Origin of the sequence: Streptomyces marispadix (assembly GCF_022524345.1) — a bacterium.
Taxonomy (GTDB): Bacteria; Actinomycetota; Actinomycetes; order Streptomycetales; family Streptomycetaceae; genus Streptomyces; species Streptomyces marispadix.
This window is the reverse complement of the sequence record NZ_JAKWJU010000002.1, coordinates 1,194,688-1,207,852: the sequence shown is the minus strand read 5'-3', so window position 1 is coordinate 1,207,852 and position 13,165 is coordinate 1,194,688. Positions and strand designations below refer to the sequence as shown.

Annotated in this window: 11 protein-coding genes and 1 riboswitch; of the genes, 9 read left to right on the top strand and 2 right to left on the bottom strand. The window is 70.2% G+C overall.

Annotation, left to right across the window (positions count from 1 at the left end; genetic code table 11):
- Positions 1 to 83: 83 nt before the first annotated feature.
- From qcrC to MMA15_RS05215, 5 genes are all read left to right on the top strand, one after another.
- Complete coding sequence (gene qcrC / locus MMA15_RS05235) at positions 84 to 896, top strand: cytochrome bc1 complex diheme cytochrome c subunit (RefSeq protein ID WP_241057804.1); 813 nt, start codon at positions 84 to 86, stop codon at positions 894 to 896.
- Positions 893 to 1,960: a cytochrome bc1 complex Rieske iron-sulfur subunit gene (gene qcrA / locus MMA15_RS05230; protein WP_241057803.1), complete on the top strand. Its 1,068-nt coding sequence runs from the start codon at positions 893 to 895 to the stop codon at positions 1,958 to 1,960. Before qcrC ends, qcrA begins: the two co-directional genes overlap by 4 nt.
- Entirely contained in the window at positions 1,957 to 3,591 is a 1,635-nt protein-coding gene (qcrB, locus tag MMA15_RS05225) for a cytochrome bc1 complex cytochrome b subunit (protein WP_241057801.1), read from the top strand. Before qcrA ends, qcrB begins: the two co-directional genes overlap by 4 nt.
- 455 nt (positions 3,592 to 4,046) lie before the next feature.
- Entirely contained in the window at positions 4,047 to 5,111 is a 1,065-nt protein-coding gene (gene trpD, locus MMA15_RS05220; RefSeq protein WP_241057800.1) for an anthranilate phosphoribosyltransferase, read from the top strand.
- Between the two features lie 181 nt (positions 5,112 to 5,292).
- Positions 5,293 to 5,412, top strand: a riboswitch (SAM riboswitch).
- A gap of 66 nt (positions 5,413 to 5,478) precedes the next feature.
- Positions 5,479 to 6,996, top strand: coding sequence for an aminotransferase class V-fold PLP-dependent enzyme (locus tag MMA15_RS05215; protein WP_241057799.1), 1,518 nt, complete (start codon positions 5,479 to 5,481; stop codon positions 6,994 to 6,996).
- A gap of 56 nt (positions 6,997 to 7,052) precedes the next feature.
- On the opposite strand, the gene MMA15_RS05210 is transcribed toward MMA15_RS05215, so the two are convergent.
- Together MMA15_RS05210 and MMA15_RS05205 are read right to left on the bottom strand one after the other, a co-directional pair.
- Positions 7,053 to 7,334: an Lrp/AsnC family transcriptional regulator gene (locus MMA15_RS05210; RefSeq protein WP_241057798.1), complete on the bottom strand. Its 282-nt coding sequence runs from the start codon at positions 7,332 to 7,334 to the stop codon at positions 7,053 to 7,055.
- Positions 7,331 to 8,011, bottom strand: a complete 681-nt coding sequence (locus MMA15_RS05205) for a rhomboid family intramembrane serine protease (RefSeq protein ID WP_241057797.1) — start codon at positions 8,009 to 8,011, stop codon at positions 7,331 to 7,333. Before MMA15_RS05205 ends, MMA15_RS05210 begins: the two co-directional genes overlap by 4 nt.
- Positions 8,012 to 8,390: 379 nt before the next feature.
- Between MMA15_RS05205 and MMA15_RS05200 the strand changes: the two genes are divergently transcribed.
- The 4 genes from MMA15_RS05200 (at position 8,391) to MMA15_RS05185 (ending at position 13,158) form a co-directional block, all read left to right on the top strand.
- Positions 8,391 to 8,630: a hypothetical protein gene (locus tag MMA15_RS05200; RefSeq protein ID WP_241063013.1), complete on the top strand. Its 240-nt coding sequence runs from the start codon at positions 8,391 to 8,393 to the stop codon at positions 8,628 to 8,630.
- 172 nt (positions 8,631 to 8,802) lie between these two features.
- Positions 8,803 to 10,092: an NYN domain-containing protein gene (locus MMA15_RS05195; RefSeq protein ID WP_241063012.1), complete on the top strand. Its 1,290-nt coding sequence runs from the start codon at positions 8,803 to 8,805 to the stop codon at positions 10,090 to 10,092.
- 647 nt (positions 10,093 to 10,739) lie between these two features.
- On the top strand, positions 10,740 to 11,771 hold the full coding sequence (locus MMA15_RS05190; RefSeq protein ID WP_241057796.1) for a C40 family peptidase: 1,032 nt from the start codon (positions 10,740 to 10,742) through the stop codon (positions 11,769 to 11,771).
- A 400-nt stretch (positions 11,772 to 12,171) separates the two neighbouring features.
- Complete coding sequence (locus MMA15_RS05185) at positions 12,172 to 13,158, top strand: C40 family peptidase (protein ID WP_241063011.1); 987 nt, start codon at positions 12,172 to 12,174, stop codon at positions 13,156 to 13,158.
- Positions 13,159 to 13,165 lie beyond the last annotated feature (7 nt).

Sequence of the window (13,165 nt, the reverse complement as noted above, 5' to 3'; positions counted from 1 at the left end):
GCCGGTGTGCGCGAGCGCGCACCGGACAGTGACAGACAAAAGCAGAAGCATCGACGCAGAAGATCCTGACACCGGGGTAATCCGTGAAAAAGCTCTCCGCACGACGGCGCCATCCGCTGGCGGCGCTCGTCGTTCTCATCTTCGCGCTGGCGGCCACCGGGGGGCTGTACGCCGCGTTCGCTCCCGCCGGTGAAGCCAAGGCCGACCAGCCGTCGAGCCAGTCCCTCGCCATCGAGGAGGGCAAGAGGCTCTACGACGTGGGCTGTTCAAGCTGCCACGGAACCGGCGGCCAGGGCACCAGCGACGGTCCCAGCCTGGTCGGCGTCGGCTCCGCCGCCGTGGACTTCCAGGTCGGCACCGGCCGCATGCCCGCGCAGCAGCCGGGCGCCCAGGTGCCGAAGAAGAAGAGGATCTACAGCGACCACGAGATCGACCAACTCGCCGCGTACGTCGCGTCGTTGGGCGCCGGTCCCGTGAAGCCCACCAAGAGCCAGTACGACCCGAGCGGTGCGGACGTCGCAAGGGGTGGCGAGCTCTTCCGGACCAACTGCGCCCAGTGCCACAATTTCACCGGCGAGGGCGGTGCCCTGACGCACGGCAAGTACGCGCCGAACCTCAACGACGTCGACCCCAAGCACGTCTACGAGGCCATGCAGACCGGCCCGCAGAACATGCCGTCCTTCCCGGACAAGGTGATGCCCCAGCAGGACAAGCGGGACGTCGCCGCGTACTTGAAGGCGGTGAACAGCGAGGAGTCCGACAGCCCCGGCGGTTACAAGCTGGGCGGCCTCGGCCCCGTCATCGAGGGCCTGTTCGCCTGGGTCTTCGGCCTCGGCGTCCTCATCCTCGTCGCCATCTGGGTCGCAGCTCGGACCGCAAAGGCCAAGAAGTCATGAGCGAGACTGGATCACACGAGAACGTGTCAGAGAAGAACCTGCCGATCGAGCAGGAAAACGGTCACGGCGCCGTATCCGTAGCGGACGATCCGTTCGCCGATCCGGGACTGCCGCCCCACGAGCCGCGGATCCAGGACATCGACGAGCGGGCCGCCAAGCGCTCCGAGCGCGTCGTGGCGATGCTCTTCACCGCGTCGATGCTGGCCACGGTGGGCTTCATCGCGAGCTTCGTGCTCGTGCCCGTCGACAAGATCATCTACGTCTGGCCGGCGGGACGCATCGGTGCTCTGAACTTCGCGCTGGGCATGACGCTGGGCGTCGCGCTCTTCTGCATCGGCGCAGGCGCGGTCCACTGGGCGCGCACCCTGATGTCCGACCACGAACTGGTCGACGAGCGCCACGCCGTCTCCGCCGAGCCGGAGACCCGCGCGAAGGTCATGGAGGACTTCGCGCAGGGCGCCAAGGAGTCGGGTCTCGGGCGCCGTTCGCTGATCCGCAAGACGATGTTCGGGGCGCTGACGCTGGTGCCGCTCTCCGGTGTCGTCCTCCTGCGCGACCTCGGGCCGCTGCCCGAGGACAAGCTGGAGCACACGCTGTGGACCAAGGGCAAGCTGCTGGTCAACGAGAACACCCAGGAGCCGCTGCGCCCCGAGGACATCAGCGTCGGCTCGCTGACCTTCGCCATGCCGGAGGGCCTGGAGGAGGAGGACGAGGACTTCCAGCAGCAGATCGCCAAGGCGGCGCTGATGCTCGTACGCCTCGAACCCGGTGACATCAAGGACAAGCGGGAGCTCGACTGGTCCCACGAGGGGATCGTCGCCTACTCCAAGATCTGCACCCACGTCGGCTGTCCTGTCAGCCTCTACGAGCAGCAGACGCACCACGTGCTCTGCCCGTGCCACCAGTCGACCTTCGACCTGTCGGACGGTGCACGAGTGATCTTCGGCCCGGCCGGCCACCCCCTGCCGCAGCTCAAGATCAGCGTCAACAACGACGGATTCCTCGAAGCGCAGGGCGACTTCGAAGAACCCGTGGGCCCGGCCTACTGGGAGCGTCGAGCATGAGTACAGCAACGGAGACCACCGCCCCGAAGCGCAAGGCGCCCGCCGGCGAGCGGGTCGCGGACTGGGCCGACGGCCGCCTGGGCGTCTACAGCCTGGCCAAGGCCAACATGCGCAAGATCTTCCCGGACCACTGGTCCTTCATGCTGGGTGAGGTCGCGCTCTACAGCTTCATCATCATCATCCTGACCGGCGTGTATCTGACGCTGTTCTTCCACCCGTCGATGAACGAGGTGGAATACCACGGCAGTTACGTGCCGATGCAGGGCGTGCGGATGTCGGAGGCGTTCGCCTCCACGCTCGACATCAGCTTCGACGTCCGCGGCGGTCTGCTCGTGCGGCAGATCCACCACTGGGCGGCGCTGATCTTCCTCGGCGCGATGTTCGTGCACATGATGCGCGTCTTCTTCACCGGTGCCTTCCGCAAGCCGCGCGAGATCAACTGGCTGTTCGGCTTCCTGCTGTTCGTGCTGGGCATGTTCACCGGCTTCACCGGCTACTCGCTCCCGGACGACCTGCTGTCGGGCACCGGCGTGCGGTTCATGGAGGGTGCGATCCTCTCCATGCCGATCATCGGCACGTACATGTCGATGTTCCTGTTCGGCGGAGAGTTCCCCGGGCACGACTTCGTGGCGCGGTTCTTCTCGATCCATGTGCTGCTGCTGCCGGGCATCATGCTGGGCCTGCTGGTGGCGCATCTGATCCTGGTCTTCTACCACAAGCACACGCAGTTCGCGGGTCCCGGCCGTACGAACAAGAACGTCGTCGGAATGCCGCTGCTGCCGGTCTACATGGCCAAGGCCGGAGGCTTCTTCTTCCTCGTCTTCGGCGTCATCTCCGTGATCGCGGCGACCTTCACGGTCAACCCGATCTGGGCGCTGGGCCCGTACCGGCCGGACCAGGTGTCCACCAACGCGCAGCCCGACTGGTACATGGGCTTCTCCGAGGGACTGATCCGGATCATGCCCGGCTGGGAGATCCATCTCTGGGGCCACACGCTTGTGATGGGCGTGTTCATCCCGCTGATGGTCTTCCCGCTGGTGCTGGCGGCGATCGCGGTCTATCCGTTCATCGAGTCGTGGGTGACCGGCGACAAGCGTGAGCACCACCTCGCCGACCGGCCGCGCAACGCACCGACCCGTACGGCCTTCGGTGCGGCCTGGATCGCCTGGTACACGGTGATGCTGATCGGCGGTGGCAACGACCTCGTGGCCACGCACTTCGACCTGTCGATCAACTCGATCACGTGGTTCGTGCGCATCGCCTTTTTCGTCGTACCGGTGGTGGTCTTCTTCGTCACCCGGCGCGCATGTCTCGGCCTCCAGCGCCGCGACAAGGAGAAGGTGCTCCACGGACGGGAGTCGGGCATCATCAAGCGGCTTCCGCACGGTGAGTTCATCGAGGTGCACGAGCAGCTCTCCCAGGAGCAGCTCCACACCCTCACCGCGCACGAGCAGCACAAGCCGTACGAGGCGGGCCCGGAGGTCGACGAGAACGGCGTCCAGCGCAAGGTCGGCCGGAGCCAGAAGCTGCGGGCCAGGCTCTCCAGGGGCTACTACGGCGAGCAGGCGCAGATCCCGAAGCCGACCGCCGAGGAGTACAGGGAGCTGACGAGCGGCCACGGGCACCACTGAGCCGCGAGCCGCCGAGCGGTCGGCGGACCGGCCGGCCGCACGGCGACGCGGCCGCACGGCGACGCTCCGCGTGACTGCGGACGAGGGGCCGGGCTTTCCCGAAGGGGAGGGCCCGGCCCCTCGCGTGTGTTCGCGCTGAGGGGCTTGCGTCGGGCCGCCGTGCGCCCGGAACGCGAGGGCGGGCCGTCCGCCCCCGCGTGCTTCGGTCCGTATGATCCGCGGGTCCTGGCCGAGGCGCGCCCCTGCTGCGGCTCGTCCTTACTACGGCCCGTCCCACGAGGTAAACGGATCGCCTGGCCGGGCGCGTGTGCCGCTAGGGTGGGGGCTGACCGGGCCGCATGTCCGGTCGCCCCCCACGCCCTGTTTCGCATGCCTGCCCGGCGCGTCCAGCGCATCGGCCGGGCCGGAGGCGCGGGTTCGGGCTTCCATCCGTTACGAGGACCTCAGGAGGGATCATGAGTGCCGTTCCGTCTGCCGGCTCTCCATCCGGGGGTCCCCACACCTGGCCGGACGTGCTGACGTCGCTGCTGGCCGGGGAGGACCTGGACTCCGACGCGACCGCGTGGGCCATGGACCACATCATGAGCGGGCAGGCCACCGACGCCCAGATCGCGGGCTTCGCGGTGGCGCTCCGCGCCAAGGGCGAGACGGTCGGGGAGATCGCCGGACTCGTACGGGCGATGTACGAGCACGCCAATGTGATCGAAGTGCCCGGCCCCACCGTCGACATCGTCGGCACGGGCGGCGACCGGGCGCGCACGGTCAACATCTCCACGATGTCCGCCATCGTCGTCGCCGGATGCGGAGCGAAGGTCGTCAAGCACGGCAACCGCGCCGCGTCCAGCGCGAGCGGCGCCACGGACGTACTGGAGAAGCTGGGCGTCAACCTGGAGTTGAGCCCGAAGCGGGTCGCCGAGGTGGCCGACGAGGCCGGGATCACGTTCTGTTTCGCGGTGAAGTTCCACCCGTCGTTGCGCCATGTGGCCAACGCACGGGGCGAGTTGGGCATCCCCACCTCGTTCAACTTCCTCGGCCCGCTGACGAACCCCGCCCGGGTGAAGGCCCAGGCCACGGGTGTCGCCAACGCGCGGATGGCGCCCATCATGGCGGGCGTGCTGGCGGAGCGCGGCTCCTCGGCCCTCGTCTTCCGAGGGGACGACGGGCTGGACGAGCTGACGACCACCGCCACCTCGACGGTGTGGGTCGTACGAGGCGGACAGGTGCGCGAGGAGTCGTTCGACCCGCGCGACGTCGGGCTGGACATCGTGCCCGTCGAGGCGCTGCGCGGTGCCGACGCCGCCTACAACGCCGATGTCGCCCGCCGCCTGCTGGACGGCGAGCACGGGCCGGTGCGCGACGCCGTACTGCTCAACTCGGCGGCCGCTCTTGTCGCGCTCGAACCAGGCGACGCCCCGCTGGCCGAGCAGATCCGTGCGGCCATGGAGCGGGCCGCCGAGTCCGTCGACAGCGGTGCCGCACGGGCGGCGCTCGACCGCTGGGTGACGGCCAGCCACATCTGACGCCGTTCGCCGGTCCTTGCCAGCAAACGGCCGTCCCCGGCATCCGGCCCCTCTTCCGACTGCCATGCCGGGGCGCCGCAGGACCCGCCAACTACCCGTCTGCGCTGCCCCGTCGCCGTATCTGTCCGCGATACGGACGGCGGGGCACCGTGTAGGGCACGGTGTGCCATACTTCCCGCCAGGTCACGAGTGACAGCGATCAAGGCCCCGGCCCGCTGTCCGGCAACCCTCCTTCCGTGGTGGGGTGCCCCGGGTGATGACCGGGCCGCACGACAGCAGGGTCGCGCGGCAAGCACGGATCCCTCCTCCCCTCGCCTGCGGCGGGGTGGCACGACCGGGGATCCCTGGTCTTCGAGGGAGTCATCGCATGAGCCTGCTCGTCGCGTCCGCGTCCGCACCTGAGTCCGCATCCGTATCCCGTCCGGCGTCCTCGCCCGAGCCCGGTTCCTCGGCATCCGCACCGGCGGCGGATTCCGCTTCCGTACGGGTCCCGCAGCCGCTGCCGGTCCTGGGTCTGGACGTCCCCACACCCCTGGTGACGGGGGGTCAACTCCCTTACGCCGCACTGGACTACGCCGCCAGCGCGCCAGTGCTGCGCAGCGTCTGGGAGGACGTCGCCGCCTACGCCCCTTACTACGGCAGCGTGCACCGGGGAGCCGGTCACCTCTCCCAGTACTCCACCGCGCTCTTCGAGCAGAGCAGGGAGACGGTGGCGCGCTTCCTGGGCTGTCGTGAGTCGGACGAGGTCGTCTTCACCCGCTCCACCACCGACTCGCTGAACCTGCTGGCGTCGGCGCTGCCCGAGGGCACCAGGGTCTTCGTGTTCGAGACCGAGCACCATGCCGCGCTGCTTCCGTGGACGTCGGCCGGGGCGGAGACCGTCTTCCTGGACGCGCCGCGCTCGCACCGTGAGGCGGTCGAGACGCTGGAGCGGGCGCTGAGCGCGGCACCCGAGGGCCCGAAGCTTGTGTGCGTGACGGGGGCTTCGAACGTGACGGGGGAGATCTGGCCCGTACGGAGACTGGCCGCCGCCGCGCACAGGTACGGAGCGCGGATCGTGCTGGACGCGGCGCAGCTCGCCCCGCACCGGCCGGTGCACATCGGCGAACTGGACGTCGACTGGGTCGCGTTCTCCGGGCACAAGCTGTACGCGCCGTTCGGCGCCGGTGTGCTGGCGGGAAGCCCGGACTGGCTGCGGGCCGCGCAGCCGTATCTCGCGGGCGGCGGCGCCAGCCGCAAGGTCGCGCGGACTGCGGACGGCGGTGTCGGGGTGGAGTGGCAGGGCGGGCACGCGCGCCACGAGGCCGGATCGCCCAATGTGATCGGTGCCTACGCCATCGCCTCCGCCTGCCGGGCGCTGAGCGGCGCCGGATTCTCCCGACTGGCCGAGCGGGAGGGCGAGTTGACCCGCAGGCTGCTTGACGGGCTGCGTGCGGTGCCGGGAGTGAAGGTGCTCTCGCTCTTCGGTACGGGCGCTTCCCGTACCGGCACGGGCGACGCGGATTCCGGGGCCTTGGAAGCCGAACGCCGGGTCGGTGTCGTCTCGTTCACCGTGGAGGGCTGGAACAGCTCGCATCTCGCCGCGGCGCTCTCCGCCGAGTACGGCATCGGCGTGCGCGACGGCCTCTTCTGCGCTCACCCCCTGGTGGGCGTGCTGCTGGGCGCCGACGGCGGGAGCACCGGCGAGTGCGGCGCCCCCGAGGGGCAGTCGCTGAACGCCGTACGCGTCAGCCTCGGCGCGGGCACCCCTGACGAGCACGTGGAGCGTTTCCTGCGGGCTGTGCGCGAACTGGTCAGGGACGGCGCGCGGTGGAACTACCGTACGGAGAACGGCCGTTGCGTACCGGAGGCGGCAGAGGCGGCAGCAGAAGCGGCAGAGGCGTAGGGGCGTCCGCAGCCCCAGCCCCAGGAGACGCCGGTCCGTTGCTGTTGCCGCTGCCGTCAGGCGTCCAGGCCGATGGCGAAGGCCGACTCCAGATCGTGCTGCGAGTACGTACGGAACGCGATGTGCGTCTCGGTGGACAGGACGCCGGGCACCTTGCTGATCCGCCCTGGGATGACCTCGGCGAGATCGTCGTGCTGGGCCACCCGCACCATCGCGATCAGATCGTGCGCACCGGTGACCGAGTAGACCTCGCTGACGCCTTCCAGCGCGGCGATCTGCTCGGCGATCTCGGGGATGCGTTCGGTGCTGGTCTTGATGAGCACGATCGAGGTGATCACGGTGTCGACTCTCCCTGTGTCGCCGGAGCGGGCGTGCCCACTGTAGCCGTACGGAATCGCCGGAAACGCGCCCAGGCGTAGAGGAAGCCGATGGTGAAGCCGACGACGTGGGCGAGGTACGCGACACCCGGGCCGTCGCCGTCGCCGCGTGCCGCGAACCACTGGAGCCCCAGCCAGAAGACCAGGACCAGCCAGGCGGGGAACCGCAGCGGCAGGAAGTACAAGAACGGGAAGAGGCTGGTGACCCGTGCCGTCGGATGGAGATAGAGGAAGGCGCCCAGCACCGCCGAGACCGCGCCGGACGCGCCCACGAGCGTCTCGGCCGACTGGTGGTGGGCCACGGCGTAGCAGAGCATGGCGGTGTAGCCGGCGCACAGATAGCAGACGGCGAAGCGCAGACGGCCCATTCGCGCCTCCACCGGGCCGCCGAAGACGTGGAGGAAGAGCATGTTGCCCAGCAGATGGAGCCAGCCCGCGTGCAGGAAGAGCGCGGTGAGCGGCGTGAGGAACGGCCGGGCGGCACCGCTCCACATCATGCGCGGTACGACGCCCCAGCGGTCGAAGTACGCGGCCTGCGCCCGGTGCAGGGCGGAGCCGGTTCCGTAGCCCGGAATGAAGCCCGAGGCCGGGCCGATGAGGAAGATCACGGTGCACAGGAGCATGAGCACACAGGTCACGACGGGAAACCTCGGCACGGCACGGTCGCCTGCCGGGCAGGCGTCGCGGCCCTCGCCCCGGCCGCCGGACCGGTCCTCGCCCCCGTTCCCTGCCCGGCCGCCGCCCCGGTCACCGGTCCGGCCCCGGACTGGGTTCACGGAGCGGCCGACGGCGCTCTTCACGGCATGGCTCAAGGCACGGCTGACGGCACGGCTCACGGCCTGGTTCGTCGCGCGGTTCATGACGGCTCGGTCACTGGGCAGGCTCCTCGGGACGCGCGGTGTGCGGCAGGTCTTAGGGTTACGGCAGGCGATGCTGCGCTTTCGTCCGGTTACCGCACGCACACGTGGCCGCACCGCGCCGAAGCCCGTGAACGCTCGAAGGAATGAGGTCGTGTCCATGACGGTCCCCAAGCCCACGGACGGCACCCGGTGGCGCTGCACGCTCTGCGGCAATCTGACGCGCTTCGACGTGACCCGCTCCAGCAAGGTCGTCGAGTTCGTACACCTCGACCTGGCCGGTGAGGCGCGGATCGAGGAGCAGGAGGTGCTCAGTGAGAGCATCGAATCCGTGCGCTGCCGGTGGTGCGACACCGCCGACCAGGTCGAGCTGGTGGACCGGCCGGGCGCTCAGGTCTGAGGAACGGCAGGTGTGAACGGTGGTGGATGGGACAGCCGGCGGCTCGGGTGACGAGTCGCCGGCGCCGGGCGAGGGCGAGGCCGGGCCCGGCCCGGGGCAGACCGGTGAGGACGGCCGGGCCGGTCAGGCCGGTCCGCCGCGCCCCGAGGAGTCCGAGCCGTTCGACAGGCCCCTGCCGGAGAAGGTACGGCGACGGGTGGTGTCCCTCACGGGGGACGCCCTCGGCGGTCTGACCGTCGCCGAACTCCCCGCCCCGCTCCGCCAGTACGCACGCTTCACCCCGCAGCGGCGCATCAAGTTCGGCGCCAACGCCATGGCCGCCGCGCTGGAGGGCGAGCCTGCCTTCCGTGAGCGGATCGCCCAGCAGTTGCGTGAGCGGTTCCCGGAGCTGACCGAGGCGTTGACGTCGGGTACGCCGCCGCCGGCCGCCGATCCGGTCGACGTGGCCGCGGTCGCGTACGTACTGCGTCCCGCGGACTGGGCGAAGCTCGTGGCGGCGGCCGGTGAGGAGGCCCATCGGGCACAGGCCGAGCAGGCGGGCGAGGAGGCCCAGCGCGAACTGGCCCGGCTGCGCGGCGAACTGGCCGAGGCACGCACCGCGGCACGTACGGAGACCGAACGCAGCCGTGGCGAACTGGAGTCCTTGCGCAGGGAATTGGAGATCACCCAGCGGAAGCTGCGCAGCGCACAGAGCGATGTGAAGCGCGGCGAGGCCGAAGCACGCAGGCTGCGGGCCGAGTTGGAGGAGCTGCGCTCGTCGGCGGCGGCGGAGAAGTCGGCCGCCGAGAGCGAGAGCCGCAGGCTGCGCACGAGGCTGGCGGAGGCGGAGTCCGCGCTGGAGGCGGGCCGCCGCGCCGCACGTGAGAGCCGCAGCGTGCAGGACATGCGGGTGCGGCTGCTGCTGGACAGCGTGCTGGACGCCGCGCAGGGCCTGCGGCGGGAGCTGGCGCTGCCGCCCACGACGAGCCGTCCGGCCGACACCGTCGACGCCGTCGAACCGGGGCGCATGACTCCACGTGACATCGCGGCGCGTGCCCTGTCGGAGACCGATCCGGAACTGCTCGACCAGCTCCTGGCGCTGCCCCGTTCACATCTGGTCGTCGACGGCTACAACGTGACCAAGACCGGCTATCCGACGATGCCGCTGGACAAGCAGCGGCTGCGGCTGCTGGGCGGACTCGCCGGTCTGGCGGCCCAGTCAGGCGCCGAGGTCACCTGTGTCTTCGACGGTGCCGAACTCGCGGCGCCCGTGCTGCTGGCGCCGCCGCGCGGAGTGCGGGTGCTGTTCAGCAAGCCGGGCCAGACCGCGGACGAGCTGATCCGCCAGCTCGTACGGGCGGAGCCGCCGGGGCGTGCGGTGGTGGTCGTCTCCTCCGACCGTGAGGTGGCGGACGGCTGCGCGGCGGCCGGGGCGCGCCCCGTCTCATCTGCCTTGCTGCTGCGCCGACTTGGACGGACGTAAGGGCGGCGGGGAGCCGTCCGGTCCGGGTCCCGTCCGGGTGTTCTCTTCGGCAGCCGGGTTCCGCTTGCCGGGTTGTGCGGTGCGGGCAGCGTGGTGTAACGGGCCGATGATCACTGCGAGTTGATGAGCTGCGGCATGACGCGAGACGTGAGGCTGGTTACACCGGGCGCACGGAGGGCAGGCTTCCCCTTCGGTGCTCTTTCCGCTCCCGTGAGCAGTGGTGAGACGGCGGTGCAACCGACCCCGGGCGCGGGCCAGTTGGCCGCGATACGGCTCTGAGCTGCGCCGATGACATGGAAGAGTGCGGTGTAAAAGGGTGTGCGCGGCTGGCTGCGGTCGTGTTCACGAGGGCGGGAGGCCGCTTCCCAACGCCCCCGCGATGCCCCGGAATTCACACCCTGAGTGACCCTGTCATCGCTCCGAGTGCGAGCTGAGTAAAGAATCGTCTTGCGTGACAGGTTTTTTCGGAGAGTGATTTGATCCGACGATTACCCGTGGCTAATGTCTGGCCCCGAACCCTCCGCAAGGTTGGCCGTCCATCCGGGGCGGCAGCGGAGGACCGCCTCGTTCCACGGAGTCGAGCCCAAGGCGAAGTGGAGCCGGAGTGTCAGTCCGGCAGGCGGCTGAGGAAGAAGGAGCTCGCCCAAGTGGCGTCCCACCGTCGACCCAAGCAGCCCAGCCGTACTCGTCGCGTGACCGTGCTGACGGCCACCGCCGCCGCAGCAGTCGCGCTCACCACGCAGGCGGCACAAGCCGAGCCGAAGGCCTCCGAGAAGGAGGTCAAGGAGAAGGTCGACAAGCTCTACGAGGACGCCGAAGGCGCCACGGAGAAGTACAACGGCGCCAAGGAGAAGCAGCGGAAGCTGGAGAAGGAGGTCGCGAACCTCCAGGACAGCGTCGCTCGCGGGCAGGACGACCTCAACGACATGCGCAACGGCCTCGGTTCGATGGCCACCGCGCAGTACCGCACCGGCGGCGTCGACCCGTCCGTACAGCTCTTCCTCTCCTCCGACCCGGACAGCTACCTCGACAAGGCCTCCACGCTCGACCAGATGAGCAGCAAGCAGGCCGAGGCGCTGAAGAAGATCCAGACGAAGCAGCGCAATCTGGCGCAGCAGCGTCAGGAGGCCGCGGACAAGCTCAAGGACCTGGACGACACTCGCAAGGAACTCGGCGAGAAGAAGCGGGACATCCAGAAGAAGCTCTCCAAGGCGCGTTCGCTTCTCAACACCCTCACCGCGGACGACCGTGCGAGGCTCGCCGCCCAGCAGGCGAGGGCCGACCGCGCCTCCGCGTCCCGCGTGGACCTCGGCAGCGACGCCTCCGCCTCGCAGCGGGCCGCCGCGGCGCTCTCCGCGGCCAAGAGCAAGATCGGTTCGCCGTATGTGTGGGGCGCGACGGGCCCCAGCTCCTTCGACTGCTCCGGCCTCACCTCGTGGGCGTACCAGCAGGCGGGCGTCTCCCTTCCCCGCACCTCCCAGGCCCAGGCGGGCGCCGGCACCCAGGTGGGCCGCAGCCAGCTCGCCCCCGGCGACCTGGTCATCTTCTACGGCGACCAGCACCACGTCGGCTTCTACGCCGGCAACGGGCAGATACTGCACGCCCCCAAGCCGGGCGCCGGTGTGCGCTACGAGTCGATCAACAACATGCCGTTCCAGTTCGGCGTGCGCATCGGCTGATCCAGCCCGCGCTACCCGGTTCACCGCTTTGTGCGCCGTGGAGCCCGTCGGCTCCACGGCGCCCCGGGGCGCATCGCGTGACTTCCGTGACTCCGGCCGCCCCTGTGACTTCGGGGACTTTGGCAACACGAGTGTCATCTCGCCCATTGGGCAACGTAGTTCGTAAGGGTGAAAGCGAACTCGCCCCGATGACCCCTGACCCCGCCGTTGACCTGCGTCGATCGGCGGGGTCCGCGCATTTCTCCGGGCTACCGCGTCGCGTGCGGTACGTGGAACCTTCCAGCGGTGCGGCTAGATTCGCCGCCGCCGTAACGGAAGGAGCACGTCCGCAGTGGTCTCGTACCGCAGTCACCGAAAACCCGTCCAGCGTGGCCGAAGTTGGCCCGGCCGCCTCGCAGTGCTGACAGCGGTGGCGGGTGCCGCTGCCGCGCTGTCACCGGCCGTGCCCGCGGGGGCGCGGCCCACCGACCCCGGTGCCGCCGGGGACCGTGCCGTCGGCTCGCGCATCGACGAGCTGTACGAGCAGGCCGAGGCGGCCACCGAGAAGTACAACGCCGCGAACGAGCGCTACGGCGCACTGCGCCGCCAGGTCGAGTACGCCCAGGAGAACGCCGCGAGGAAGCAGGAGCGCGTCAACCGCCTGCGCAACGCGCTGGCTTCGGTCGCGGGCGCGCAGTACCGCTCGGGCGGCCTCGACCCGTCCGTGGCGCTGATGCTCACCGAGGACCCCGACGGCTATCTCGACAAGGCCAGCACCCTCGACCGCATCGGCAGCCGCCAGGAGGCGAAGCTGCGGCAACTGCGCGGCGCCGAGCGCTCCTTGCGCCAGCAGCGCGCCGAAGCCGGTACGAAGCTGGGACTGCTGGAGCGGGAGCGCGCCGAACGCAAGCGCCAGAAGCAGGCGGTGCTGAAGAAGCTCGACGCCGCGCGCAGGCTGACGCATAGCCTCTCGCCCGCCGAACGGGCCGAGCGCGAACGGGCGTCCCGAGCGGGCGGACGCGGGGGCCCCGCGGTGCCCGCCGGAGTGGCGGGAGCGTCCTCGCAGCGCGCGGCGGCGGCAGTGGCCGCGGCACGCTCAGCGGTCGGCAAACCGTATGTGTGGGGCGCGGCCGGGCCCGCCTCCTTCGACTGCTCCGGCCTGACGCAGTGGGCGTACGGCCGGGCGGGCGTGGCCATTCCGCGTACGTCGCAGGCGCAGCGCTCGGCGGGCCGGCAGGTGCCGATGAGCCAGGCGCGGCCAGGGGACCTGGTGGTCTACCGCGACGACGCCAGCCATGTCGGGATGTACGTGGGCGGCGGCCAGGTGGTGCACGCGCCGCACCCCGGGGCACCCGTGCGCTACGACCCCGTCGACATGATGCCGGTGTCCTCCGTGACCCGCCCCTGAGAGCTCA

What these genes read in the sequence shown, in the direction of transcription:
- qcrA (WP_241057803.1), top strand. Translation starts at nt 893, where the DNA reads ATGAGCGAGACTGGATCACACGAGAACGTGTCAGAGAAGAACCTGCCG.
- MMA15_RS05215 (WP_241057799.1), top strand. Translation starts at nt 5,479, where the DNA reads ATGAGCCTGCTCGTCGCGTCCGCGTCCGCACCTGAGTCCGCATCCGTA.
- MMA15_RS05200 (WP_241063013.1), top strand. Translation starts at nt 8,391, where the DNA reads ATGACGGTCCCCAAGCCCACGGACGGCACCCGGTGGCGCTGCACGCTC.
- trpD (WP_241057800.1), top strand. Translation starts at nt 4,047, where the DNA reads ATGAGTGCCGTTCCGTCTGCCGGCTCTCCATCCGGGGGTCCCCACACC.
- qcrB (WP_241057801.1), top strand. Translation starts at nt 1,957, where the DNA reads ATGAGTACAGCAACGGAGACCACCGCCCCGAAGCGCAAGGCGCCCGCC.